We start from the raw sequence: 22,456 nt of genomic DNA, 5'->3' as shown, positions 1-22,456 counted from the left end.
CAGGCGCCGAGACTACTCCTGGTCGTAGGCTTCGGGGGAGTCGCGCGAAGGAGGCAAAGAGGTGCCGGTGGAGATCACCTGGTGGGGTCACGCCACCTGCACGGTCGCGGACTCGGGCGTACGCGTGCTCACCGATCCCCTGTTCGCACGCCGGCTCGCACATCTGCGCCGTCGCCGGGGTGCGGTGCCGCCGCCGCGGGCCCGGCACGCGGACGTGGCGCTCGTCTCCCATCTGCACGCCGACCACCTGCACGTTCCCTCGCTCGCCTCGCTCGCCCCCGGCACCCGACTGCTCCTGCCCCGGGGCGCGTCCAGGGCGGTGCCGGGACTGCGCCGGCTCGCGCATCTGGAGGTCCGTGAAGTGGCGCCCGGCGACGAGACGGTGATCGGCGGCCTGGTCGTACGGGCCGTGTCCGCGTGGCACGACGGGCGGCGGCTGCCGGTCGGGCCGCACCGCTCCCCCGCGCTCGGCTATGTCGTCGAGGGCGAGGCGCGTACGTACTTCGCCGGGGACACGGGGCTGTTCGACTCGATGGCCGAGGAGGTCGGGCCGGTCGACGTGGCGCTGCTGCCGGTGGGTGGCTGGGGGCCGTATCTCGGTGAGGGGCATCTGGACGCGGGGCGGGCGGCTGAGGCGCTGGTCCGGCTGGCGCCGCGCAGTGCGGTGCCGGTGCACTACGGAACGTACTGGCCGATCGGGATGGACGCGGTGCGCCCGCATGAATTCCACGCGCCGGGCTCGGAGTTCGTGCGGTTGGCCGCCGGCGTCGCGCCCGAGGTGGCGGTGCATCTGCTCGGACACGGCGAGAGTGTGCGGCTGAAGGTGGCGCGGTGATGTGGCTCGCCGCGGCGGCGACGCCTCCGCCGGCGGAGTCCACGCAGCAGGCGATCGGGTATCCGTCGCTGTTTCTGCTGGTGCTGATCGGGGCGTTGGTGCCGGTTGTGCCGACGGGGGCGTTGGTGAGTTCGGCGGCTGTGGTGGCGTTTCATCAGACGGCCCCGTTCGCGTTGGCGCTGGTGTTCGTCACGGCGTCGCTGGCCGCGTTTCTCGGGGACATCGCCCTGTACTGGCTGGGGCGGCGGGGGATGAGGTCGAAGAACGGGTCGCGGTGGTTGGAGGCGATTCGCTCGCGTGCGCCGGAGGAACGGCTTGCGCAGGCGCAGGAGCGGCTGGCTGAGCATGGGGTCGCGGTGCTTGTGCTGTCGCGGTTGATGCCAGCGGGGCGTATCCCGGTGATGTTGGCTTGCCTGGTGGCGAAGTGGCCGATGCGGCGGTTTGCTCGCGGGAACTTTCCGGCGTGCCTGGCGTGGGCGGTGACGTATCAGTTGATCGGGATTCTGGGTGGGTCGCTGTTCAAGGAGCCTTGGGAGGGTGTGGTGGCGGCGGTTGCGTTGACCTTGGTCATCAGTGTGGCGCCGGGGGTGTGGAGGCGGGTTCGGGCTGCCAGGTGATGTTTCGTTGCGGGGGTCGTCCCGGGACACGGTGGTCAGCCACGTGCAAGGGGTGAAGCCCGGACGCGGGAACGCGAACCGAAGCACGCCTTCAAAGGGCAGTCCGTCCACGGCGCCTACTGCCACTTCGACGCCCAGACCGGTGATGTCGACACCCGCTGGAGCGACGACCTGCATCACCCGGATCCCGGACGCGTCGTCTCCCGACAGCAGCACGACCGGCCGCCGCTCGTCGAACTCCACCCACCAGACTTCGCCACGTTGCACATGTCCTCCTGACACAGGAACGGCGGGCACACCAGTTCCCTGCTCGCCGTCCACCTCTGTAATCAACTCCGTTCGTTTCATTGACATCTCACTCAGAATACCTACCGTTGGGAGCGCTCCCATGACAGCCTTGCAAACTGGAAGGAGTCCCCCCACATGCGCAACCAGAGTCCGTTAACCGGGCGTTCGCGGTCGTTCCTCCGCCGGCCTCTCCAGGCGCTCGTCATGCTCTTCGCCGTGGTTGTCGGCGCACTCACCTGGTCGGCCCCCGCCCAGGCTCACGGCACCATCGTCGACCCCGCCTCCCGCGCGTACCAGTGCTGGAAGACGTGGGGCAGCCACCACATGGACCCGGCCATGCAGACCGAAGACCCCATGTGTTGGCAGGCCTTCCAGGCCAACCCAGACACCATGTGGAACTGGATGAGTGCGCTCCGCGACGGCCTCGGTGGCCAGTTCGAGGCGCGGACCCCCGACGGGACGCTCTGCAGCAACAACCTCTCGAGGAACAACAGCCTGAACAGGCCCGGGCAGTGGAAGACCACCACCGTCGGCAACAACTTCTCGGTCCACCTGTACGACCAGGCGTCCCACGGTGCCGACTACTTCAAGGTCTACGTGAGCAAGCAGGGCTTCGACCCCAAGACCCAGACCCTGGGCTGGGGCAACCTCGACTTCATCACGCAGACCGGCCGCTTCGCCCCGGCGCAGGACATCACGTTCCCCGTCCAGACCTCCGGCTACACCGGACACCACATCCTGTTCGTGATCTGGCAGGCCTCGCACCTCGACCAGGCCTACATGTGGTGCAGCGACGTGAACTTCGGCTGAGCGCCGGTAACCCGCCGTTCCGTCCGGCCGACCGAGCTCCGTCGGGCCAGGGGACCCATGTGGTCACCCTGCCCCGACGGGGCTTCCTGCGCTCCTAGTTGTCGAGAACCCGCGATCCCCCAATGGGGAGGTCCCACAGATCCTCGCGCGTGAGTCTCGCCCTTTCCCACGCCGCCCTCACCCGCGTCAGCGGCTCCAGTACCGGTTCCGCCGAGAGTACGAACGTGCCCCAGTGCATGGGGGCCATCCGGCGCGCTCCCAGATCCTGGGTTGCCCGGACCGCCTCCTCGGGGTCGCAGTGGACGTCGCTGAGCCACCAGCGGGGGTCGTAGGCGCCGATGGGCATGAGGGTGAGGTCGATTCCGGGGTAGCGGTGGCCGATGCGGGTGAACCAGTGGCCGTAGCCGGTGTCGCCGGCGAAGTGGATGCGGTGGCCGTCGGGGGCGGTGAGGACCCAGCCGCCCCAGAGGGAGCGGCAGGTGTCGGTGAGGGTGCGCTTGGACCAGTGGTGGGCGGGCACGAAGTCGAAGCGGGTGCCCTGGAGTTCGGCGGCCTCCCACCAGTCGAGCTCGGTGACGCAGGTGAAGCGGCGGCGGTGGAACCAGCGGCCGAGGCCGGCGGGTACGAACATCGGGGTGTCGCGCGGGAGGCGGCTCAGGGTGGGGGCGTCCAGGTGGTCGTAGTGGTTGTGGCTGATGACGACCGCGTCCACCCGGCCCAGCGCGTCCCAGTCGATGCCCACCGGGGTGATGCGGGCGGGGGTGCCGAGGATGCGGCGGGACCAGACCGGGTCGGTGAGGACCGTGAGTCCGCCGATCCGGACGACCCAACTGGCGTGTCCCGCCCAGGAGACGGCGACCGTGCGCGCGTCGGCCCGGGGCAGCGGGGCGGGCTCGAAGGGCAGGCGCGGGATGTCGGCGAGGCCCTCCTTGTCCGGGCGGACGGCGCCCTCCCGGGCGAAGCGGGCGACGGACTTGAGGCCGGGCAGCGGGGCGGTCAGCCGGTCGTGGAACGTCCGCGGCCAGACTCGGCGTTCGCCCAGCGGGCGGGGTTCGGCGAGGGGCGGGAACGGGGGTGCGAAGGGGGACGGGGACGCCGGAACGCTTGCGTCCCGGGTGGGCGGACTCGTGGTGGTCGACGTGGGTGACTCGGACTGCTGCGTCATCGCGGAGGCTCCCCTCGCTGAGCGTCGTCGCGGAGTTCGTCGAAGACCGACTTCAAGTGGATCAACGCACGGTGCACATGTGGCAGTTCCAACGGCGAGGGTGAACTGAGGCATTCCGCGCGCTCGGTGTCCGTTCCGCCGAGCAACGGCCCCGTGGACAGCCGTACGCGCAGCGCCCCCAGTTCGTCGCCGAAGCGGTGGCCGCCGGGTGCGGGCATGCCGAGCCGGGCGGCGAGAAAGTCCTCCAGTTCCTGGGCGTCGCCGACTCCGTGTGCGGTGAGCGCGGGGCGCAACGGACCCAGGTCGACGTAGAGATGGCGGCCTGCGTGCGGCGGGCGGGCGAGGGCGCCGGCCGCGACGACGGCGGCGTGCGCGGCGGCGGCCACGCGCGCGTGCAGGCGTACGGCGGCGGACAGCCGTTGGGACACCGGCCGGGGTTCCGTGAGCGCGTACGTGGCCGCGGCGGCGACCGGTCCGGCGACGCGGGCGCCGAGGGCGGTGAGCACGTCGAGCACGCGCGCGTGGAGGCCGTCGCCCGTCTCGCCGGCCGGGAAGCGGGCGACGGCGGCGGGCCAGCCGGGCGGCAGCAGCGCGCCGGCCAGGTCGGTGACGACGGTGACCCGCTCGGGCAGCATCTCGGCGGGGCTGAGCAGCACGGTGTCGTGCGGGGCGTGCAGGGTGTCGCGCCAGGTCTCGTCGCTGACCAGGTGCAGCCCCTCGCCCTGGGCCGCCTCGACGGTCTCGTGCAGCGCCTCGGGCGGCGCGACGGTGGCCGTGGGGTCGTCTGCGACCGACAGCACGAGCAGCCGCGGGTCGCCTCCCTCGGCACGGACCCGGCGCACGGTCTCCAGGAGGGCGTACGGATCCGGGACACCGCCGGACTCGGCCGGTGTCGCCACATGGAAGACGGGTCTGCCCAACAGCCGTGCGTACGGCGCCCACCAGGCCGCGCACGGCCGCGGCACCAGCACGTCGCCACCGATGGCGAAGGTCAGCGCGAGCAGCAGCGCGGGGGCGCCCGGCGCGGCGACGGCCCGCTCCGGACCGGCGGCAAGGCCCCGCCGCTCCCAGTAGCCGCACGCGGCGTCCAGCAGCGCGGGGCCGCCGCCGATCGGTTCGCTGACGGCGCGGGTCGCGGCCTCGGCGAGTACGTCGGAGAGTTCGGGCAGCACAGGCAGCCCGTCGTCGGGGATCGGCGGCCCGTAGCGGACGGGGCCGTGACCTTCCGGGTCGGTCCGCGGCATGGTCCCTCCCGTCCGGTTCGATGTCCCTGGTTCGCCCGTCGTCCATGGGCAGGTGCGGTTGTCGTCCCTGGGCTCTCCGTACCCAGGGTGCCAGTGAGCCATGGGGGATCGCTCGAGTTGTGCCGGTCACAGGTGGGTGGTGAGGCGCGTCAGCCGTCCTCGGCGGGCGCCTTGCGCCACAACCGGTACGCGGCACCGCCGAACGCGCCCACGATCAGCACACCGCCGGCCACCAACGCGGGCACCGAGTCGTTGAAGGCGCCGCCGTCACCGGCATGCACACCGTGCTCGATCACCGCACCGCCGCAGGACGTGTCGTGCGTGTCGGGACAGGGCTTGCTCGTGTGGCACGAAAGGTCCGACGGCGAGGGACACGGCTGACCGGTGTGGCAGGCGGTGGGGGTCGGCTCGGGGCAAGGCTTGCTGGTGTGGCAGGGGGTGGCGGTCGGCGCCGGGCAGGGCTTGCTCGTGGTCGGCTTACTCGTGGGGCAGGGGGTGGCGGTCGGCACCGGGCACGGCGTGCTGGTGGCGCACGACGTGTCCAGCGGATCGACGCAGGGCTTGCTGGTGGCGCAGGTCGGGTCGAGCGGGTCGGCGCACGGGCCGTTGCTGCCGCCGCGGGCCACCGTGAACGTTGCGCTCCACGGCGTGCCCTCCGCACCGGGAGCGGCCGGGCAGGTGCCGTCGACCGTCCACGCGGTGTCGGGGCCGACACCCTCGTCCTCCTCCAGGTCCTCGGCCGGAGCGATACGGGCGGTGCCGGAGTACGCGGCCCCGGACACCTCGTCCTCGTTGCCGACGACCCTGCGCAACTGGACGGTGCCCTCGTCGAAGGCGAGCGACGTGGCCTCGACGGCGGCGGGTGCGGGACCCTCGACGGGGTCGCAGGAGACCGACACGGTGATGCTGCCGCCCGGCGCCACCTGCCCCGGGCTGACCTCCGCGACCGGATCCGCGAAGGCGGCCGCGGCGGCGATGACCGGGAGGAACCCGGCCAGAGCGGCGACGGACAGGGCACGGACGGTGCGGCGCATGGGGTGCACTCCTTCGGCCGACGGCTGCGGGGGCGCGATGCTCGTGCCCCCACCGCCATCACAGCCCGCCGACCCACACACCGCGCGCGGCAGGACCCCATTCGCGGGACGAGCTAGCCCGACCGGGTGATGAGAGGTTTGGCGTTGGGCGCCGTGTCAGCGCCCCGAAGGGGCGCGGGGAACTGCGCGACCAGCCCCCACCGACCCGCAGACGACAGACGGCCGTTCGAGCCCCCGGCGTAGCGCTCTAGTTCAGCAGCGCCGCCAGATCCCCCTCCAACCCCCGCCCCCGCCGCTCCACAACCGCCGACGCGACGTCGACGAGCTTCCGGTTCGTGGTCTGCGAGATACGCCGCAGGATGCCGAACGCGGCGTCCGCGTCGCACCCCAGGACATGCATGATGATGCCGCACGCCTGATCGACGACGGGCCGGGACCGCAGCGCCGCGCCGAGTTGGTCGAGCTCGGTGAGCGCGGCCCGGTAGGACTGGTCGCGAACCAGGCACGCCGCGGCGAAGTCACCGAGCGCCCGGGCGGGCCCGCGCGGGGCGTCCTCGAGGGTGCCCGGACGGAAGCTGTAGAGGCTCAGGGTCACCGTCAGCCCGGCTCGGCGGATGGGGAGCGTCACGCTGGATCGGACCCCCGAGTCCAGCGCCAGGGCGCGGTACTGCGGCCATCGCTCCTCGCGCAGCAGATCCGTCGAGTCGACGGGCGCCCCGCGTTCGAGGGCGGCGGGGATGGGCCCCTCCCCGGAGCGCATCTGCACCGCGACGAGCGCGGCCAGGTCGGGATGGGTGACCGCCGCCGGCCGTTCGGGGCCGCCCTCGATGACGCTGCTGCTCGCTCCGCAGCAGTCGGCGGTGCAGCGGGCGGCCTGCTCGACCAGTTCGGACAGCCGTCGGCCGGGTAGCGTGGACTCTGCGGACTCCGCGCCCCAGCGGCCGGTGTCCTGGGTGTCCGGCATTGTGCAGTCCTCCTCTTCCCCTCGGCTGCCCCGTCGAGTTGGCCGGGAAACAGCGGGCGAGAGCCGGAGCGAGTCGCTCGTCGGACTCCTGTGGCCCGGGGCGCCGTACCGCGCGCTAGGTTCGTCGCATGACCCAGACGGAGGAGTTCGGTGAAGAACTCGCGGATTTCGTGCGCCGCGTCGCAGAGCTGAAGGCGGCGCGGTCGGCTTCGGGCGGCGACCTGCCCACCGTACTGGATGCGGCGATCTTCGAACTCGACCATGTGGCCGACCAGTTGTGGCCGTGGTATCAGCGGCTGTCCACCGTCGACGGCTCCCGCCCGGCCGCCGCCGACCGCCAGGAACAGCAGCTGCTGCGGACGGTGTTCCAGCGCCTGCCGCTGCCGGTCGCGCTGGTGGACCGGGAGACCGTGGTGCGCCGGATGAACTTCGCGGCGACCGCCTTCACCGGCGTCCGCGCCGGCTTCGCGACGGGCCGGCCCCTGACGGGCTTCCTGGTCCACGCCGACCGGGCGGCGTTCCGCTCTCAGGCGGCGGCCGTGGCCCGCGGCGAAGGCGACCGCAGCCTCACCGTCCACCTCCAACGGCGCCCGGCCGAGCCGGTGCACGCGACCCTGACCGCCGTACGACCGACGGGCGAGCCACGCCCCACGGTGCTGGTCCTCCTACAGCCCGACGGACATGGTGTGCCCGCCTCACCAGTACCGGACACGACCACCACGGGCCAAGTCCCCGACCTCGCCGAAGCCACCCGGCACGCGTCCCTGATGGATCTGCTGGACGCCATGACGACGGCCTTGCTCACGTCCCCGCCCGAACAGACCCTTCACCGGGCCGCCCAAGTACTCCACGGACGTTTCGCCGACTGGGTGATAGCCGACGCGGGGGCCGCCGGCCTGTCCCGTACGGCGGTGTTCGCACCGTCGGAGAAGGAGGCGGACGCGCTGATGGCATTGGATCCGGCCGATTCTCCCCTGGTCGCCGAGGCGGCGCGGGGCGGCGCCCCGTCACTCCAGGTACGCCCCGAGGATCCGGACGCCCTGGGCCGGGACCCCTCCGGCGCCCCGGTCCTAGCCCAGGCGAACGTCACCTCACTCCTCTGCGTCCCCCTGACCACCGACGGCAAGGTCCACGGCGTCCTCACCCTCCTACGCTGCGGAGCCCGCCTGGCCTTCTCAATGGCAGAAGCACAAGCGATGGACATGATGTCCCGCCACATAACACTGAGGCTCACGAGAACGCCCTAAGGGGCGCGGGGAACTGCGCGACCAGCCACAACGAAGCAGCAAGACCGCAGATCACCGCACCCCCACGGCGAAACCGAACCTACGCGGCATCCTGGAGCACCTGATCCCGCACCCGCGTGCAACACCGGCTGATCAGCCGAGACACATGCATCTGCGAAATACCGAGCCGCTCAGCGATCCGGCTCTGCGTCATGTCCCCGAAGAACCGCATGTACAGAATCGCCCGCTCCCGCTCCGGCAGCGCCGCCAGCCGATGCCGTACGGCCTCACGGTCCACGACCGTGTCCAGCGCGGGGTCGGACGTGCCGAGAGCGTCGCTCAGGGAGTACCCGTCCTCGCTGCCTGGCAGCTCGGCGTCCAGGGACAGGGCCGTGAAGCTCTCCAGGGCCTCCAGGCCCACCAGCACGTCCTCTTCGCTCATGTTCGCGTGCTCGGCGATCTCGGCCACGGTGGGCCGCTGGCCGGACACGGTCTGCGACAGGTCCTGGACGGCGAACCGGACCCGGTTGCGCAGATCCTGGACCCGGCGCGGCACGTGCAGCGTCCACATGTGGTCGCGGAAGTGCCGCTTGATCTCGCCGGTGATGGTCGGTACGGCATAGCTCTCGAAGGCGTTGCCGCGTGCGGGGTCGTACCGGTCGACGGCCTTGACCAGGCCGAGGGCCGCGACCTGACGCAGGTCGTCGAAACTCTCGCCGCGGCTGCGGAAGCGTCCGGCGAGCCGGTCGGCCATGGGCAGCCACGCCTCGACGATCTCGTCACGGAGCGTGTCGCGCTGCGGTCCCGGCGGCAGCGTGGTCAGCTTGCGGAAGGCCTCCGCCGTGTCGGGGGCGTCGTCGTGCGGGTGGTGCTTCGCGCTCACTTGAGTGGGCATGATGCGCCACAACTCCCTTGGTTGCGCTCTGGCTTGGACGGTAACCGGGGGAGCGCGACCGCACTCGGACAGCGCGGCCGTGGCGGCGAGAGCGCCGCTCCCACGGACGTGCCTCCTGTCCGAAGCACTGGTATTTCGCCTGCCCTTCTGTCCGGGCCGCAAACACGGGGCAGGTTTTCCGCGGACGCGGAGGGTGACTCGGGCGGTGCTGCTGCTGTCGATCCCGAGTCCGGGAGGTCCGTATGAGCACCAAGGTCTCCGACCACGTCCTCGCGCGCCTGCGCGAATGGGGTGTGGAGCACGTCTTCGGCTATCCCGGCGACGGCATCAACGGGCTGCTCGCCGCCTGGGGCCGCGCCGAGGACCGGCCCCGTTTCATCCAGTCCCGGCACGAGGAGATGTCCGCGTTCCAGGCGGTCGGCTACGCGAAGTTCAGCGGCCGGGTCGGCGTGTGCGCGGCCACCTCGGGCCCCGGCGCGATCCACCTGCTCAACGGCCTGTACGACGCCAAGCTCGACCACGTCCCGGTGCTGGCGATCGTCGGCCAGACGCACCGCACGGCGATGGGCGGCTCGTACCAGCAGGAGGTGGACCTGCACACGCTCTTCAAGGACGTCGCCTCCGACTTCGTGGAGACGGTCACCGTCCCCGAGCAGCTGCCGAACGTCCTGGACCGGGCGATCCGCACCGCGTACGCGCGCCGCTCCCCCACGGCGATCATCATCCCCGGCGATGTGCAGGAGCTCGACTACTCGCCGCCCACGCACGAGTTCAAGATGGTGCCCTCCAGCCTGGACCGCAGTTCCTGGACGGCGATCCCCTCCGAGGAGTCCCTCACGCGGGCCGCCGAGATCCTCAACTCCGGTGACAAGGTGGCGATCCTGGTCGGCCAGGGCGCGTCCGGCGCCCAGCGCGAGGTGGAGCGCATCGCCGAACTGCTCGGCGCCGGCGTGGCCAAGGCGCTGCTCGGCAAGGACGCGCTCAGCGATGAACTCCCGTATGTCACCGGCGCGATCGGGCTGCTGGGCACCCGGCCCTCGTACGAGCTGATGCGGGACTGCGACACCCTGCTGACCATCGGGTCGTCCTTCCCGTACACGCAGTTCCTGCCGGACTTCGGCAAGGCACGCGGTGTGCAGATCGACATCGATCCGCACATGGTCGGGATGCGCTATCCGTACGAGGTGAATCTCGTCGGCGACGCGAAGGCGACCCTTCAGCAGCTGATCCCGCTGCTGGGGACGGAGGAGCGCGGGCGGGAGTGGTACGACACGGTGTGCGCGAACGTGACGCGCTGGCGGGACGTGATGGAGCGGCGGGCCGGGCTGTCGGCCGACCCGATCAACCCGGAGTACGTGGCGCGGGCGCTGGACCCACTGCTGCCGGGCAACGCGATCATCAGCTCCGACTCGGGCTCGGCGGCCAACTGGTACGCGCGGCACATCACGATGCGGCCCGGGATGCGCTCCTCGCTGTCCGGCACGCTCGCGACGATGGGCTGCGGGGTGCCGTATGCGATCGGCGCGAAGTTCGCCCACCCGGACCGGCCCGCGATCGCGCTGGTCGGGGACGGGGCGATGCAGATGAACGGTCTTGCGGAGCTGATCACGGCGGCGAAGTACGCCGACCGCTGGGAGGACAAGCGGCTGGTCGTCGGCGTCTGGAACAACCATGACCTCAACCAGGTCACCTGGGAGATGCGGGCCATGGAGGGAGCGCCGTCCTTCCTGCCCTCGCAGGAGATCCCGGACGTGCAGTACGCCGCCTTCGCCCGTTCTCTGGGCCTGACGGGTATCCGGGTCGAGAAGCCGGAGGACGTCGAGGCGGGCTGGCGGGCCGGGCTGGAGGCGGACGGGCCCGCGGTGATCGAGTTCCTGACCGACCCGGCCGTGCCGCCGATCCCGCCGCACGCCACCTGGGACCAGATGGAGGCGACGGCCGCGTCGATCCTGAAGGGCGACGCGGACCGGGGCTCGATGATCAAGCAGGGCTTCAAGGCGAAGGTGCAGGAATTCCTGCCGGGGCGGGACAAGAAGTAGCCGAGTGTCGCCCGCCGCTCTTCGGGTACGCGGAGCCTCACCCCCGAAGATCTGGAGGGAGTCATGCAGCGAGGCAGTGACCGGCTGAGCGTCCATCGTGACGACGAGATGAAGCATGAACTGCAGGGTCTGCTGAGGTCGGGGCACCCCACGAGGACCGAGGAGTGGCACGACCCCGAGCCGAGCGCCGAGGACGACCCGGAGGTCGCGGGCGGGCCGGTGACGCCGGGGCGCACCCGGGCCTCCCTGGCCGCGGTCCGGCTGGAGCTGGCCAAGGTGCTCGGCCGTGGCGCCTTCCCGGCGAGCCCGCGCGAACTGGCCGGCGAGCTGCGTCGGCGGTACGCGCCGGACGCCCTCGCCGAGGCGGTGGAACGCCTGCCGCGTTCGGCGCGCTACACCAACGTCCAGGAACTCGCCGAGGCCCTGACCCGCAGCTGAGCGCTCCGCTGGAAGCGCGGTGATCGCCTGCGGGCCGGTGAGGGCTGGTCGCGCCCACGCGGCGGTAGCCGCACATCGACACAGCCCCGCGCCCCTGACGGGGCGCTTCACCAAGGCCCGTTAGAGCCGCAAAGTACGCATAGCCACCCCGGCCCGGGGGTACTGCGGACGGCGCCATACGGCCCGGTCGCGGTGTTGCCGTCGGCCGGGGAACGGAGGAAAGGGCCACAGTGATGGCTGAGTTCGTGAGGGATGTCATGACGCCGGGCGTGGTCGCGGTCCGCCCGGACGCCTCGCTCGTCGAAGCGGCGCAGCTGATGCGCGCGCAGGACATCGGCGATGTGGTGGTGGCCGACGGTTCGCGGGTCGTCGGGATGCTCACCGACCGTGACATCGCGGTGCGCGCGGTCGCGGAGGGCGCCGATCCGCTGACGGTGAGCGCGCAGACCGTGTGCACTCCCGATCCGGTCATGGTCGCCCCCGACGACCCGGTGTCCGACGCGATCACCCTGATGCGTGAGCACGCGGTGCGCCGGCTGCCGGTCGTCGAGAGCGGTCTGCCGGTCGGCATCGTCACCCTCGGCGACCTGGCCGAGGAGGAGGACCCCGATTCGGCGCTGGCCGACATCAGCCGCGCCGCACCGGACCGCGAGGTATCCGGGTGAGCCGGGACCAGGCCGCCGAGATCCGCGCCACCGGCGTCTCCGTGGACGTCGGTGATGTCACCATCCGCTATCTGCTGTACGGACTCCTGCCGGGCTGGTTCGTGCCCGGTCTCGCCGACTGGGTGATGCACCGGCGCACCCGCATCGAGGACACCGCCGGCACCAAGGAGTCACTGATCCACTCCCTGATGATGGCCGAGGTCGGCATCCCCATCGCGCTGACCCTGCGCTACGAGGTCAACCCGCTGCTGCTGACCGTGCAGTCCGCCGGGGCCGCGGTGCACGAGGCGACCGCCCTGTGGGACGTACGCACGGCCGTACGCAGCGACCGTGAGGTCAAGCCGCTGGAGCAGCACATCCACAGCTTCCTGGAGTCGCTGCCGTTCGGTGCGCTGGCGTCGATGATGTGTCTGCACGCCGACCAGGTGAAGGCACTGCTGCGCGGCGGTCGCGGCGATCCGGACGCATGGCGTCTGGTGCGGCGCCGGCGGCCGCTGTCCGGCACCTATCTCGCGGGGATCGCCGCCGCCATCGGCACCTGTGTGGTGCTGCCGTACGCCGAGGAACTGCTGCGCTGCCGACGCGCGGCCCGACGGAACAAGAAGCGCGCCAAGGGTGACGAGGCCCGCTGGCGTGCCGAGAAAGGACGGTGAAGGACGATGCGCATCGCGTTTCTGACGGCGCCCGAGGGCGTGGAGCAGATCGAGCTGGCCGACCCGTGGCGGGCGGCGGTCGAGGCGGGGCACGAGCCGGTGCTGGTGTCGACGAAGCCCGGTCAGGTGCAGGCCTTCGACCACCTCGACAAGGCGGACACCTTCGCCGTGGACGAGGTGGTCGGCGAGGTGCCGGCCGAGTCGTTCGGCGCTCTGGTGCTGCCCGGTGGCGTGGCCAATCCGGACTTCCTGCGGATGGACGAGCGCGCGGTGACGTTCGTCCAGGCGTTCTTCGAGCGGGGAAAGCCGGTCGCCGCGATCTGCCACGCCCCGTGGACGCTGGTCGAGGCGGATGTCGTACGCGGCCGGACGCTCACGTCGTGGCCCAGCCTGCGGACGGACATCCGCAACGCGGGCGGCACCTGGGTCGACGAGCAGGTGCACATCGACGACCAGGGCCCGAACCCGCTGATCACCAGCCGCAAGCCGGACGACCTGAAGGCGTTCAACGAGGCCTTCCTGGAGGTGTTCGCCCGGCAGACGGTCTGACTGCGGTCTGACTGACCTGCGCGGGGGCCTACGAATCCGCGCAGCCCCGTTCCCGGGCCCCTTCGCGTGTGCGACCCGCGGCCACCGGACGCCGCGGGTTGCGGCGCAGATACTCGCCCTCCAGCTGCGCCATCCGGTCGTTATGGGCGCGCAGCGCGTCGTTCGAGCCGTGCAGCAGCGTGTCGTGGCGTGTGCGGTGGATGGTCTCCAGCTCCTTCATGAGCTGCTGATCGTCCAGCCGGTCCGGGTCGACTCCGGTCATGGTGGTGCCCCGCTCGTCGTGGTCGTCCATACGGTTCGAGTACCCGCCGGATCTCGCTTTCAGCATCCACTGTACGAACACTCCACGGGTCAGCGCGCCCGTTCCACCCGCCGTTCGTCCCACACCGGCTCCGCCGTCTCGCGGACCCGGCCGTCGCTGCCGAAGACCAGGTAGCGGTCGAAGGAGCGGGCGAACCAGCGGTCGTGGGTGACCGCGAGGACCGTGCCGTCGAAGGCCTCGAGGCCCTCCTGGAGCGCCTCGGCGGACTCCAGGTCGAGGTTGTCGGTCGGCTCGTCGAGCAGCAGGGCCGTCACACCTTCCAGTTCCAGCAGAAGGATCTGGAAGCGGGCCTGCTGGCCGCCGGAGAGCCGGTCGAAGCTCTGCTCGGCCTGGTTCGTCAGCTCGTAGCGGCGCAGCCGGGACATGGCGGCGCCGCGGTCCTGGGAGTGCTCGGTCCACAGGATGTCGAGCAGCTTGCGCCCGGTCAGCTCGGGGTGCGCGTGCGTCTGGGCGAAGTGGCCCGGGACGACCCTCGCGCCGAGCTTCCACTCCCCCGTGTGCGCGACGGTCTCCCCGGCCAGCAGCCGCAGGAAGTGCGACTTGCCGGAGCCGTTGGAGCCGAGGACGGCGACCCGTTCGCCGTAGAAGACCTCCAGGTCGAAGGGTTTCATCAGGCCGGACAGCTCAAGTTGCTTGCAGGTGACGGCCCTTACGCCGGTACGTCCGCCGTGCAGGCGCATCGTGATGTCCTGCTCGCGGGGCGGCTCCTGTGGTGGGCCGGCCTCCTCGAACTTGCGCAGTCGGGTCTGCGCGGCCTGATAACGGGAGGCCAGCCCGTCGTTGTACGCGGCCTTGTTCCTGAGCGTGTAGACGAGCTGCTTCAGCTGGACGTGCTTCTCGTCCCAGCGCCTGCGCAACTCCTCGAAGCGCGCGAAGCGTTCACGCCGCGCCTCGTGGTACGTCGCGAAACCGCCACCGTGCACCCACGCGTCCGCGCCCGCCGGTCCCGGATCCACGCTCACGATCTTCTCGGCGGCGCGGGCGAGCAGTTCCCGGTCGTGGGAGACGAAGAGGACAGTCTTGCGGGTCTCCTTCAGCCGCTCCTCCAGCCACCGCTTGCCGGGCACGTCGAGGTAGTTGTCGGGCTCGTCGAGCAGCAGCACCTCGTCCGTGCCGCGCAGCAGCGCCTCAAGGACCAGCCGCTTCTGCTCGCCGCCGGACAGGGTGCGCACCTCACGGAACTGCGCCTTGTCGTACGGCACGCCCAGCGCGGCCGTGGTGCACATGTCCCACAGCGTCTCGGCCTCGTACCCGTGGGCCTCGGCCCAGTCGGAGAGGGCCTGCGCGTACTGCATCTGCGCGGCCTCGTCGTCGACGGTCATGATCGCGTGCTCGGCCCTGTCGACGGCCTTCGCCGCCGCCTGGATACGGGGCGACGCGACCGACACCAGCAGATCCCGTACGGTCGTCTCGTCCCGTACGGAGCCCACGAACTGGCGCATCACGCCGAGGCCGCCGCTCACGGTGACCGTGCCGCCGTGCGGCTTCAGCTCGCCGGAGATCAGCCGCAGCAGGGTCGTCTTGCCCGCGCCGTTCGGGCCGACCAGGGCCACGACGGCGCCTTCGCCGACCCGGAAGGACACATCGCCGAGCAGCGCCCTCCCGTCGGGGAGGTAGTACTCGAGATGTGCGGCTTCCAGATGTCCCATGAGGACGCATTCTGCGGGCCGCCAAGGAGTCCGGGCAAACGCTTATCGGGCCGTGACCGGCCGCCTACAGGGGTTGACCGGTCGGGCCGCTCTCCGTGCCGGGTCCGGTGGCCTCCACGACGGCGCCCGCCCACGACAGCGCCTTCCAGCCGTCGGCCGGGGAGCCCTCCAGGACGACCACGCCGGTGTTGTCGAGCGGGTGGGCGGCGGCGAAGGGGACGTCGACGTTGTCCGCGCGGGCCGCGGTCCACATGCGGATCGCCGCGCCGTGGCTGACCATGGCGACGGTTCCGGCCCCGCTGTCCGCGGCCTCGGCGACCACGGCGTCGAACCGGGCGAGCGCCTCGGTGCCGCTCTCGCCGCCCGGCATCCGCAGCTCCACGTCGCCCGCCGCCCAGGCGAACACGGTCTCCATGTAGGTGCGGCCGTGCTCACCGTCGCCGGGCAGCATCTCCAGGTCGCCGGCCGTCAGCTCCCGGATGCCGTCGCGGACGATCATGTCCAGGCCGCGGGCGGCGGCGAGCGGGGCGGCGGTGAGGCGGGTGCGGATCAGGGTGGAGATGTACAGGGCCTCGATGTCCTCGTCGGCGAGTGCCTCGGGCAGCAGGGCCGCCTGCCGCTCGCCGAGCGCGGTCAGCCCCGGGCCGGGAACGGCCGTGTCCAGCAGAGTGTCCACGTTCGAGGGGGTCTGGCCGTGGCGTATGAGGAGCAGGCGCATGTACGGGGTCCTCCGGGTGTCGTTCGCGTCCCGCCGCACAAGAAACGGGCACTTCAGGGTACCCGTCACGCCATGAGCCCAGACGTCGATCTCACCGTCCCGAAACCCGGCCACCATGTGCTGCGTGACTGGCTGCTCGCGCTGGACAACCGGCTGTTCGAGTTCGCGGCCGAGCGCCACTGGCCCGGCGCCGAGCGCGTGCTGCCGAAGCTGAGCCGGAGCGCGAACCACGGTGTGCTGTGGTTCGCCACGGCGGCCGTCATCGCGGCGAGCCGGACGCCCCGGGGCCGCCGTGCCGCGGCCCGCGGTGTCGCCTCCCTGAGCCTGGCCTCGGCCACCATCAACACGTTCGGCAAGCGCAGTGTGCGCCGCCCGCGCCCCGTCCTCGACCCGGTGCCGCTGGTCCGGCAGCTGAAGCGGCAGCCGATCACCACGTCGTTCCCGTCCGGTCACTCCGCGTCCGCGGCGGCCTTCGCGACCGGTGTCGCGCTGGAGTCGCCCGCCTGGGGCGCGGCGGTGGCACCGGTGGCGTGGTCGGTCGCCCTGTCCCGCGTCTACACCGGCGTGCACTTCCCGAGCGATGTGTTCGCGGGCGCCGCCCTGGGCGTGGGTGCCGCGTACGCCGTGCAGGGTCTGGTGCCGACCCGCCCCCAGGGCACGCCGGCCCGGCCCCGTGCGGACGTCCCCGCCCTGCCGGACGGCGCGGGCCTGGTCGTCGTGGCCAACACGGCCGCGGGCACCGCCGAGCGTGTGCACGCGCTGGCCCAGACGCTGCCGCAGGCGGAGATCGTGCAGTGCTCCGCGACGGAGGTCCACGACGAGTTGGCGAAGGCGGCGGCCCGCGCCCGGGTGCTCGGCGTGTGCGGCGGTGACGGCACGGTGAACACCGCCGCCGGGATCGCGATGCGCCACGGCCTGCCGCTGGCGGTGCTGCCCGGCGGCACGCTGAACCACTTCGCCCACGACCTGGGCGTGGAGGATGTCCGCGATCTGAGCCGGGCCGTCCGCGGCGGCGAGGCCGTGCGGGTGGACGTGGGCCGGTTCGCCTGCGGCGAGCGCAACGGCATCTTCCTCAACACCTGCAGCCTGGGCGTCTACCCGGAGCTGGTGCGCGAGCGGGACCGCTGGTCGCACCGGATCGGCGACTGGCCGGCGGGCGTGCTCGCGGCCCTGCGGGTGCTGAACGCCGACCGGCATCCGCTGGAGGCCGAACTCGGTGGCCGGGCACGGCCGCTGTGGCTGCTGTTCGTCGGGAACGGCACTTACCACCGGATGGGCCTGGTGCCGGGCCGGCGCGCGGATCTGGCGGACGGACGGTTCGACGTACGGGTGGTGCACGGCGGCCGCAAACCGGCGCTGCGGCTGCTCGCGGCGGCCTTCGCGGGCCCGCTCACCCGCTCCCCGGCCCACGCGGCGGTCCAGGTGAGCCGGCTGCGGGTGGCAGGCGTCGCGCCGGGGACCCTGCTCGCCCACGACGGCGAAGTCACGGAGGTGGCGGGTGAGGTGACGGTGGAGAAGCTGCCGGAGGCGCTCACGGTGTACCGCCCGCTGAACGGGAAGCTCGTATAGCTGTCCATATAGTAAAACGCGGGTCTCAACATTCGACATGGCGACGTACGGTGTCGGCATGTCGAAACCGCAGGGGAAAGCCCGGGAAACCGCCGTCTACACCCACGGCCACCACGAGTCCGTGCTGCGCTCGCACACCTGGCGGACCGCCGCCAACTCCGCCGCCTACCTGCTCGGTTCACTCACACCGCGGATGAGGATCCTGGACATCGGCTGCGGCCCGGGCACCATCACCGCCGACCTGGCGGCGCTGGTCCCCGAGGGGCACGTCACCGGCGTCGACCGGGCGCCGGAGATCCTGGACCGGGCCCGGGACACCGCCGCCGAGCGGGGTCTGACGAACACCGACTTCGCGGCGGCCGACGTCCACGCCCTGGACTTCCCGGACGACATGTTCTGCGTGGTCCACGCCCACCAGGTGCTCCAGCACGTCGGCGATCCGGTGCGGGCGCTGCGGGAGATGGCCCGGGTGACGAAGCCGGGCGGGTTCATCGCGGTCCGCGACGCGGACTACGCGGCGATGACCTGGTACCCCGCGTCATCGGGCCTGGACGACTGGCTGGACCTGTACCGGCGGGTGGCCCGCGCCAACGGCGGCGAGCCGGACGCGGGACGCCGGCTGAAGTCCTGGGCGCTGGCGGCGGGCCTCACCGACATCACCGCCACCTCCGGCACCTGGACCTACGCGACGCCGGACGAGCGGGCCTGGTGGAGCGGCCTGTGGGCGGACCGCACCCTGGCGTCGGCGTACGCCGAGCGCGCCACGGCCGGCGGTCACGCCACCCCCGAGCGGCTGCGGGCCGTGGCGGACGCCTGGCGGGACTGGGGGGCGCGGGAGGACGGCTGGTTCAGCGTGCTGCACGGGGAGATCCTCTGCCGGAAGAAAGCCGAAGAAATCCTGAGCAGGAAAGCCTGAAATCCGGATTCTTGGAAACCCGGTCAGCAGGAGGTCGAATTATGGTTCCCATTCTGCTGGTACTACTTCTGGCGCTGGTTCTTTTCGGTGCCGGATTCGCCGTAAAGCTGCTGTGGTGGATCGCGCTGGCGGTGCTGGTGCTGTGGCTGCTGGGATTCTTCATGCGAGGCACGACGACAGCCGGGGGCAGGGGCCGCTGGTACAGGTGGTGAATCTGCTCCCCCGGTGAATTCCTGGCCCCAGGTCAGCAGGTCAGTCCCTGGGGAGCAACGGTCCGAGCGGCCCGAGGTCCAGATTGAGGTCCTCGGGCCGCAGTCCGTAGCGTTCACGGAGTTCGGTCATCCGGTCGTCGAGCAGCATCAGCGTGAGCCCGATCCGCTCCTCCTGCTCCTCGCTCAGATCGCCCTCGTCGAAGCGGCGCAGCGCCTGTCGCTCCATGAGCTGGCGCAGCAGCTCCACGACGGTCAGGACGAGCTTGACGAGGTCGCGTTCGACGGTGTCGGGCTCCAGGTCGAGCCGGTTGCGCGGGGTCATGTCAGCTCCTGAGAGTCCTGAAAGGGCGAGGGAACCTGTGCGTTCACGGAGCTGATCAGCGCGTTCAGGTCGATGCGAACGAGGTCGACGTCCGCGATGCGCAGGGTGATGTCCCCCGTGATGACGACGCCGCCGGCCAGCAGCCGGTCGAGCAGATCCACGAGGGCGACCTCACGGCGTTCGATGACGGTCACGGGCCCTCCTCCTCCCCGGCGAACCCGACGAAGGAATAGGCCGCCCAGGGCCCGGTGAGTTCGACGCGAATTCCCGCTTCCTCGTCCTTCGTGCGGTCCACGATTTCCACGAAGCTCTCGGAATGCTCACGCGGCACGAGATAGGCGGCGTTGAGCACATTCCGTCCGGAGGCCCCGGAAAGGGAGCTGTTCTGCGGGGCGTGCAGCCGGGAATCCTCGGCGCGGGCGGAAAGCGTCGCGTGCAGCCCGCTCGCGAACCTCTCCGCCTGCTGCCACCTGTCCTCGTGCGCACGGACCCGCGAACGCCGTTGCCGCAGATAGTCTCGGCCCGACGCGGCCGTCCCCGTCCCGGCGGGCGGGCCGGTCTGATCGGGCTCCACGTCGACGTACACCTTCACACCCCATTCCACCCGCCCCTCCAGCCGGTCCAGGGTGCGGCGGAACTCGTCCTCGCGCGCCTCCATCATGATCCGTACGCCGCTGTCGTCCCGGAAGACGGTGGCGAGCCGGAGCGGCAGGGGCGTGGTGACCGCGGTGAGCGCGTCGATCACGCTCTGGTGGGCGCGGGCGGTCTCGGTGAGCCAGTCCAGGTCCTCCAGATGGGCCCGGAGCGGCTCTTCGGCGAAGTCGCGCTCCGGCACCGTGCTGAGGACGGCGACCAGGCCGTGGTGCGTCAGCTGTTTCGGCGGCTCGCCCGCGACGCCCTTGAGCTGGGCCTGGAGCGCGGACCGGAAGGGACGGCACACGGCGTAGACGTAACGCAGGCCGGTCATGGGATCTCCTCCTGCCCTCGGCCGGGCTCCAGAGCGGCCAGCCGCTCCCGCAGCTCGGCGTTCTCACGGGCGAGCTCGTCGCGCCGGGCACGTGAGGACAGCGACGGGTCGTCCTCCCACCAGTCGATACCCATTTCCCGTGCCTTGTCGACGGAAGCGACGATCAGCCGGAGCTTGACGGTGAGCAGCTCGATGTCGAGCAGGTTGATCCGGATGTCGCCGGCGATCACGACACCCTTGTCGAGCACGCGCTCCAGGATGTCTGCGAGGTTGGCGCCGCCGTTCGAGCCATAGGGCTCGGGAACCCGGCTGGGCGTCGTCATCGGCGGCTCCCGCTGTCGGCGTACTCGTACTCTTCGGCCTCTGCCTCTTCGGGTTCTGCCTCGTCGGGTTCTGCCTCGTCGGCCTCTTCGTACTCGTCCTCGTACGCCTCCGGCTCGTTCTCCTCCGGCTCGTTCTCCTCCGCCAGCGCGTCCTCGTGGCCGCGGACGACCTCGCCGTCGCGGATCTCGCCGCGCCAGCCCTCCTCCGCCTCTCCCTTGAGGGTGATGTAGCGGACGTAGTTCTTGAGGTCGAGGCGGGCCCGGCGGCCCTGGGCACGCCAGAGGTTGCCGGTCTTCTCGAAGAGGCCCTTGGGGTAGTACTCGATCACCAGCAGGACGCGCGTGAGGTTGTCCGCGAGGGGGTGGAAGGAGACGACGCCCTTCGTCGTGCCCTTCGCGCCCTCCGACGTCCACGCGATGCGGTCGTCGGGGAGCTGCTCGGTCGTGTGGGCCTTCCAACTGCGGTTGGACCAGAAGACCTTGAGCTGCCAGTCGGAGTGGGTGTCGTCGGCGCGGCTCGCGTTCTTGACGCCCTTGGCGAAGGTGCTGAACTCCTGGTAGCGGGTCCACTGGTCGTAGGCGGTGCGCAGCGGTACGCCGACGTCGATGTACTCGATGATGACGGTGGGCTTCTTGCCCGCGCCGCCCTTGCGCTTGCCCTTGCTGCCGCCGAGGTTCTTCAGAGCGCCGACGACGTTGTCCTTCGCCCGGGAGGCGCCGAGCTCCAGGGCGCTGCGCAGCGGCCCCTTGCCCTCGGCGAGCTTGCGGCCACCGTCCAGGGCGAGCTTGGCGAAGCCGGGGCTCTTGCCCTCGGCGACGTCGTTCAGCTTGAGGGTGGTCTCGCCGAGTTTGCGGCCGAAGCCGACCAGCAGGCGCTGGGCCTGGGCGGCGAGGTACTCCTGCAGTTCGGCCTTGAGCCGGTCGGCGGCTTCGCTGTGGGCGACGTCGCCGAGCGGGCTCGGGGTCGCTCCGCGCGTGGCGGAACGTGCGGATCCGAGAGTCTCGGTCATCACTCACCGCCCCCCTTCGGCAGCCGGGACCGGGCACCGCGGGCGGCGCTCCTGGCTCCGGTGGTGCTCTTCCGCCCGGCGCCCGCGGTCTTCTTCGCCGCCGCCTTCTTCCCTGTCGTCTTCTTGGCCGGCGCGGTCTTCGTGCCGGCCTTCTTCCGGGCCGGGGCCTTCTCGGCCGCCGTCTTCTTCGCGGTGGCCTTCTTCGCGGGCCGCTTCTCGGCCGCCTTCTTGGCCGGTGCCTTCATCGCCGCTTCGTTCCGCCGCGGCTCCGGCTCTTCTTCGTCGTAGTCCTCAGCACCCTCGGAATCCCCGGCGCCCTCTACGTCCTCTTCATCGTCTACGTCGTCGAACTCCTCGTATCCCTCCGCCTCTTCGGCCTCCTCGGGCTCCCCACGGTCCTCGTCCTCCCCCTTCCTCCGGAAGCCGAGGTCGGGTGTGTCGGGTACCACGCCCGCGAGCTGGTCACGGACCTGTTCGGTACGTCCGTGCAGCCGGTCCGCGAAGGCGTCGAGCTGTCGCTCCACCATGGCGCCCGATGCCGCCTTGCCGACGCCTCGCAGGTCCTCGCGAAGCTGGTCCCCGATCTCCTTGAACTGCGGGTTGTCCGCCAGTTGCCGGGTCACCAGGTCCGCGAGCGCCCGCGGGCCGAGTTGCATCCGCTTGCCGGCCACCAAGGTGCCGACGGCGAACGCCAGTTTCATCTTCTTCGTACGTCCGAGGACGTATCCGGCCCCGATCGCGAGGCCCAGTCCCACTCGGTTCATCGTGCCGTCCCGTTGCCCGTGCCCGCGCTGCCGCGCATGCCTGTCTCCAGCCGGTCGAGGAGTTCGTCCTCCCGGCGGTCGAACTCCTCCTCGCTGATCTCACCTGCCTCCAACTGGTCTTCGAGGCGGGCCAGTTCGGCCCGGACGGTGGCCGGGTCGTAGTAGATCCGCTCCGCCTCGCTCAGTACCTGTCTCATGACCCACGCGCTGCCGCGCACCGGGGCGAACGGCAGCAGCAGGATCTCTCCGACCAGTCCCACGG

27 protein-coding genes and 1 pseudogene are annotated in these 22,456 nt (G+C 71.3%); 12 read left to right on the top strand and 16 right to left on the bottom strand.

The genetic code is table 11. The features are described 5' to 3' along the window. Window positions 1-61 precede the first annotated feature (61 nt). Window positions 62-835, top strand: coding sequence for an MBL fold metallo-hydrolase (locus KCH48_RS10085; protein WP_210572181.1), 774 nt, complete (start codon window positions 62-64; stop codon window positions 833-835). Next, window positions 835-1,452: a DedA family protein gene (locus KCH48_RS10080; RefSeq protein ID WP_210572274.1), complete on the top strand. Its 618-nt coding sequence runs from the start codon at window positions 835-837 to the stop codon at window positions 1,450-1,452. The genes KCH48_RS10085 and KCH48_RS10080 overlap by 1 nt, the downstream gene beginning before the upstream one ends. A 15-nt stretch (window positions 1,453-1,467) precedes the next feature. On the opposite strand, the pseudogene KCH48_RS42150 reads toward KCH48_RS10080, so the two are convergent. Then, a pseudogene (locus KCH48_RS42150) lies at window positions 1,468-1,719 on the bottom strand (type II toxin-antitoxin system PemK/MazF family toxin); the annotation flags it as partial. A 225-nt stretch (window positions 1,720-1,944) separates the two neighbouring features. Here KCH48_RS42150 and KCH48_RS10075 point away from each other — a divergent pair. Continuing rightward, window positions 1,945-2,550 carry a lytic polysaccharide monooxygenase gene (locus KCH48_RS10075; RefSeq protein ID WP_210572273.1) on the top strand — a complete coding sequence of 202 codons (606 nt, stop codon included), beginning with the start codon at window positions 1,945-1,947 and terminating at the stop codon, window positions 2,548-2,550. Window positions 2,551-2,644: 94 nt separating this feature from the next. Here the strand turns inward: KCH48_RS10075 and KCH48_RS10070 are convergent, their stop codons facing one another. The 4 genes from KCH48_RS10070 to KCH48_RS10055 all read right to left on the bottom strand — a co-directional run bounded on the left by KCH48_RS10070 (window position 2,645) and on the right by KCH48_RS10055 (window position 6,957). Then, complete coding sequence (locus KCH48_RS10070; protein WP_210572180.1) at window positions 2,645-3,715, bottom strand: MBL fold metallo-hydrolase; 1,071 nt, start codon at window positions 3,713-3,715, stop codon at window positions 2,645-2,647. Next, window positions 3,712-4,959 (bottom strand): aminotransferase class I/II-fold pyridoxal phosphate-dependent enzyme, encoded by a 1,248-nt coding sequence (locus KCH48_RS10065; protein WP_210572179.1) that lies wholly within the window; start codon window positions 4,957-4,959, stop codon window positions 3,712-3,714. The genes KCH48_RS10070 and KCH48_RS10065 overlap by 4 nt, the downstream gene beginning before the upstream one ends. A 149-nt stretch (window positions 4,960-5,108) precedes the next feature. Further along, window positions 5,109-5,993 (bottom strand): hypothetical protein, encoded by an 885-nt coding sequence (locus tag KCH48_RS10060; protein WP_210572275.1) that lies wholly within the window; start codon window positions 5,991-5,993, stop codon window positions 5,109-5,111. 247 nt (window positions 5,994-6,240) lie between these two features. Continuing rightward, a complete protein-coding gene (locus KCH48_RS10055) occupies window positions 6,241-6,957 on the bottom strand; it encodes an ANTAR domain-containing response regulator (protein ID WP_210572178.1) in 717 nt (238 codons plus the stop codon). A 128-nt stretch (window positions 6,958-7,085) separates the two neighbouring features. Between KCH48_RS10055 and KCH48_RS10050 the strand changes: the two genes are divergently transcribed. Continuing rightward, window positions 7,086-8,204 (top strand): GAF domain-containing protein, encoded by a 1,119-nt coding sequence (locus KCH48_RS10050; RefSeq protein ID WP_210572177.1) that lies wholly within the window; start codon window positions 7,086-7,088, stop codon window positions 8,202-8,204. Between the two features lie 79 nt (window positions 8,205-8,283). On the opposite strand, the gene KCH48_RS10045 is transcribed toward KCH48_RS10050, so the two are convergent. After that, a complete protein-coding gene (locus KCH48_RS10045; RefSeq protein ID WP_210572175.1) occupies window positions 8,284-9,078 on the bottom strand; it encodes an RNA polymerase sigma factor SigF in 795 nt (264 codons plus the stop codon). 242 nt (window positions 9,079-9,320) lie between these two features. Between KCH48_RS10045 and KCH48_RS10040 the strand changes: the two genes are divergently transcribed. The 5 genes from KCH48_RS10040 (at window position 9,321) to KCH48_RS10020 (ending at window position 13,422) form a co-directional block, all read left to right on the top strand. After that, entirely contained in the window at window positions 9,321-11,117 is a 1,797-nt protein-coding gene (locus tag KCH48_RS10040; RefSeq protein WP_210572173.1) for a thiamine pyrophosphate-requiring protein, read from the top strand. 63 nt (window positions 11,118-11,180) lie between these two features. Beyond that, window positions 11,181-11,555, top strand: coding sequence for a DUF2795 domain-containing protein (locus KCH48_RS10035; protein ID WP_210572172.1), 375 nt, complete (start codon window positions 11,181-11,183; stop codon window positions 11,553-11,555). A 233-nt stretch (window positions 11,556-11,788) separates the two neighbouring features. After that, window positions 11,789-12,220, top strand: a complete 432-nt coding sequence (locus tag KCH48_RS10030) for a CBS domain-containing protein (protein WP_210572169.1) — start codon at window positions 11,789-11,791, stop codon at window positions 12,218-12,220. Continuing rightward, window positions 12,217-12,873, top strand: coding sequence for a diguanylate cyclase (locus KCH48_RS10025; protein WP_210572167.1), 657 nt, complete (start codon window positions 12,217-12,219; stop codon window positions 12,871-12,873). The genes KCH48_RS10030 and KCH48_RS10025 overlap by 4 nt, the downstream gene beginning before the upstream one ends. A 6-nt stretch (window positions 12,874-12,879) precedes the next feature. Further along, window positions 12,880-13,422 (top strand): type 1 glutamine amidotransferase domain-containing protein, encoded by a 543-nt coding sequence (locus KCH48_RS10020; protein WP_210572165.1) that lies wholly within the window; start codon window positions 12,880-12,882, stop codon window positions 13,420-13,422. Between the two features lie 28 nt (window positions 13,423-13,450). Here the strand turns inward: KCH48_RS10020 and KCH48_RS10015 are convergent, their stop codons facing one another. From KCH48_RS10015 to KCH48_RS10005, 3 genes are all read right to left on the bottom strand, one after another. Next, window positions 13,451-13,714, bottom strand: a complete 264-nt coding sequence (locus KCH48_RS10015) for a DUF6158 family protein (protein ID WP_210572163.1) — start codon at window positions 13,712-13,714, stop codon at window positions 13,451-13,453. 59 nt (window positions 13,715-13,773) lie between these two features. Beyond that, window positions 13,774-15,393, bottom strand: coding sequence for an ABC-F family ATP-binding cassette domain-containing protein (locus tag KCH48_RS10010; RefSeq protein ID WP_210572161.1), 1,620 nt, complete (start codon window positions 15,391-15,393; stop codon window positions 13,774-13,776). A 64-nt stretch (window positions 15,394-15,457) separates the two neighbouring features. After that, complete coding sequence (locus KCH48_RS10005; protein ID WP_210572160.1) at window positions 15,458-16,111, bottom strand: histidine phosphatase family protein; 654 nt, start codon at window positions 16,109-16,111, stop codon at window positions 15,458-15,460. Window positions 16,112-16,183: 72 nt separating this feature from the next. On the opposite strand from KCH48_RS10005, the gene KCH48_RS10000 reads away from it, so the two are divergent. The 3 genes from KCH48_RS10000 to KCH48_RS09990 are packed head-to-tail and all read left to right on the top strand — an operon-like array spanning window position 16,184 to window position 18,808. Further along, a complete protein-coding gene (locus tag KCH48_RS10000) occupies window positions 16,184-17,680 on the top strand; it encodes a bifunctional phosphatase PAP2/diacylglycerol kinase family protein (RefSeq protein WP_210572159.1) in 1,497 nt (498 codons plus the stop codon). Window positions 17,681-17,738: 58 nt separating this feature from the next. Further along, the gene (locus KCH48_RS09995; RefSeq protein WP_210572155.1) at window positions 17,739-18,596 is read left to right on the top strand and encodes a methyltransferase domain-containing protein; all 858 of its coding nucleotides are present in this window, start codon (window positions 17,739-17,741) and stop codon (window positions 18,594-18,596) included. 41 nt (window positions 18,597-18,637) lie between these two features. After that, window positions 18,638-18,808 (top strand): hydrophobic protein, encoded by a 171-nt coding sequence (locus KCH48_RS09990; RefSeq protein WP_210572154.1) that lies wholly within the window; start codon window positions 18,638-18,640, stop codon window positions 18,806-18,808. Window positions 18,809-18,848: 40 nt separating this feature from the next. Here KCH48_RS09990 and KCH48_RS09985 read toward each other — a convergent pair whose 3' ends face one another. Genes KCH48_RS09985 through KCH48_RS09955 form a run of 7 tightly spaced genes read right to left on the bottom strand, consistent with a single transcriptional unit; the run spans window position 18,849 to window position 22,454 of the window. Continuing rightward, window positions 18,849-19,130 carry a gas vesicle protein K gene (locus KCH48_RS09985; protein ID WP_210572152.1) on the bottom strand — a complete coding sequence of 94 codons (282 nt, stop codon included), beginning with the start codon at window positions 19,128-19,130 and terminating at the stop codon, window positions 18,849-18,851. Continuing rightward, window positions 19,127-19,324, bottom strand: a complete 198-nt coding sequence (locus tag KCH48_RS09980; protein WP_210572150.1) for a gas vesicle protein — start codon at window positions 19,322-19,324, stop codon at window positions 19,127-19,129. The genes KCH48_RS09985 and KCH48_RS09980 overlap by 4 nt, the downstream gene beginning before the upstream one ends. After that, on the bottom strand, window positions 19,321-20,097 hold the full coding sequence (locus tag KCH48_RS09975) for a GvpL/GvpF family gas vesicle protein (protein ID WP_210572141.1): 777 nt from the start codon (window positions 20,095-20,097) through the stop codon (window positions 19,321-19,323). The genes KCH48_RS09980 and KCH48_RS09975 overlap by 4 nt, the downstream gene beginning before the upstream one ends. Continuing rightward, window positions 20,094-20,420 carry a gas vesicle protein gene (locus KCH48_RS09970; RefSeq protein ID WP_210572139.1) on the bottom strand — a complete coding sequence of 109 codons (327 nt, stop codon included), beginning with the start codon at window positions 20,418-20,420 and terminating at the stop codon, window positions 20,094-20,096. The genes KCH48_RS09975 and KCH48_RS09970 overlap by 4 nt, the downstream gene beginning before the upstream one ends. Continuing rightward, window positions 20,417-21,430: an SRPBCC family protein gene (locus KCH48_RS09965; protein WP_210572138.1), complete on the bottom strand. Its 1,014-nt coding sequence runs from the start codon at window positions 21,428-21,430 to the stop codon at window positions 20,417-20,419. The genes KCH48_RS09970 and KCH48_RS09965 overlap by 4 nt, the downstream gene beginning before the upstream one ends. Continuing rightward, complete coding sequence (locus tag KCH48_RS09960; protein WP_210572137.1) at window positions 21,430-22,194, bottom strand: DNA primase; 765 nt, start codon at window positions 22,192-22,194, stop codon at window positions 21,430-21,432. Before KCH48_RS09960 ends, KCH48_RS09965 begins: the two co-directional genes overlap by 1 nt. Then, window positions 22,191-22,454 (bottom strand): gas vesicle protein GvpG, encoded by a 264-nt coding sequence (locus KCH48_RS09955; RefSeq protein WP_210572136.1) that lies wholly within the window; start codon window positions 22,452-22,454, stop codon window positions 22,191-22,193. The genes KCH48_RS09960 and KCH48_RS09955 overlap by 4 nt, the downstream gene beginning before the upstream one ends. Between the last annotated feature and the right edge of the window lie 2 nt (window positions 22,455-22,456).

Source organism: Streptomyces sp. GESEQ-4 (assembly GCF_017948455.1).
In the GTDB taxonomy this organism is placed as follows: domain Bacteria; phylum Actinomycetota; class Actinomycetes; order Streptomycetales; family Streptomycetaceae; genus Streptomyces.
Note: the sequence above shows the minus strand (reverse complement) of the source record. Positions and strands in the feature narration are given on the sequence as shown.

Bases quoted from the DNA above. Each gene is read 5' to 3' on its own strand.
- KCH48_RS10080 (WP_210572274.1), top strand. From the start codon at position 835: ATGTGGCTCGCCGCGGCGGCGACGCCTCCGCCGGCGGAGTCCACGCAG.
- KCH48_RS10075 (WP_210572273.1), top strand. From the start codon at position 1,945: ATGCTCTTCGCCGTGGTTGTCGGCGCACTCACCTGGTCGGCCCCCGCC.
- KCH48_RS10070 (WP_210572180.1), bottom strand. From the start codon at position 3,715: ATGACGCAGCAGTCCGAGTCACCCACGTCGACCACCACGAGTCCGCCC.
- KCH48_RS10065 (WP_210572179.1), bottom strand. From the start codon at position 4,959: ATGCCGCGGACCGACCCGGAAGGTCACGGCCCCGTCCGCTACGGGCCG.
- KCH48_RS10060 (WP_210572275.1), bottom strand. From the start codon at position 5,993: ATGCGCCGCACCGTCCGTGCCCTGTCCGTCGCCGCTCTGGCCGGGTTC.
- KCH48_RS10055 (WP_210572178.1), bottom strand. From the start codon at position 6,957: ATGCCGGACACCCAGGACACCGGCCGCTGGGGCGCGGAGTCCGCAGAG.
- KCH48_RS10050 (WP_210572177.1), top strand. From the start codon at position 7,086: ATGACCCAGACGGAGGAGTTCGGTGAAGAACTCGCGGATTTCGTGCGC.
- KCH48_RS10045 (WP_210572175.1), bottom strand. From the start codon at position 9,078: ATGCCCACTCAAGTGAGCGCGAAGCACCACCCGCACGACGACGCCCCC.
- KCH48_RS10040 (WP_210572173.1), top strand. From the start codon at position 9,321: ATGAGCACCAAGGTCTCCGACCACGTCCTCGCGCGCCTGCGCGAATGG.
- KCH48_RS10035 (WP_210572172.1), top strand. From the start codon at position 11,181: ATGCAGCGAGGCAGTGACCGGCTGAGCGTCCATCGTGACGACGAGATG.
- KCH48_RS10030 (WP_210572169.1), top strand. From the start codon at position 11,789: ATGGCTGAGTTCGTGAGGGATGTCATGACGCCGGGCGTGGTCGCGGTC.
- KCH48_RS10020 (WP_210572165.1), top strand. From the start codon at position 12,880: ATGCGCATCGCGTTTCTGACGGCGCCCGAGGGCGTGGAGCAGATCGAG.
- KCH48_RS10015 (WP_210572163.1), bottom strand. From the start codon at position 13,714: ATGGACGACCACGACGAGCGGGGCACCACCATGACCGGAGTCGACCCG.
- KCH48_RS10010 (WP_210572161.1), bottom strand. From the start codon at position 15,393: ATGGGACATCTGGAAGCCGCACATCTCGAGTACTACCTCCCCGACGGG.
- KCH48_RS10005 (WP_210572160.1), bottom strand. From the start codon at position 16,111: ATGCGCCTGCTCCTCATACGCCACGGCCAGACCCCCTCGAACGTGGAC.
- KCH48_RS10000 (WP_210572159.1), top strand. From the start codon at position 16,184: ATGAGCCCAGACGTCGATCTCACCGTCCCGAAACCCGGCCACCATGTG.
- KCH48_RS09995 (WP_210572155.1), top strand. From the start codon at position 17,739: ATGTCGAAACCGCAGGGGAAAGCCCGGGAAACCGCCGTCTACACCCAC.
- KCH48_RS09990 (WP_210572154.1), top strand. From the start codon at position 18,638: ATGGTTCCCATTCTGCTGGTACTACTTCTGGCGCTGGTTCTTTTCGGT.
- KCH48_RS09985 (WP_210572152.1), bottom strand. From the start codon at position 19,130: ATGACCCCGCGCAACCGGCTCGACCTGGAGCCCGACACCGTCGAACGC.
- KCH48_RS09975 (WP_210572141.1), bottom strand. From the start codon at position 20,097: ATGACCGGCCTGCGTTACGTCTACGCCGTGTGCCGTCCCTTCCGGTCC.
- KCH48_RS09970 (WP_210572139.1), bottom strand. From the start codon at position 20,420: ATGACGACGCCCAGCCGGGTTCCCGAGCCCTATGGCTCGAACGGCGGC.
- KCH48_RS09965 (WP_210572138.1), bottom strand. From the start codon at position 21,430: ATGACCGAGACTCTCGGATCCGCACGTTCCGCCACGCGCGGAGCGACC.
- KCH48_RS09960 (WP_210572137.1), bottom strand. From the start codon at position 22,194: ATGAACCGAGTGGGACTGGGCCTCGCGATCGGGGCCGGATACGTCCTC.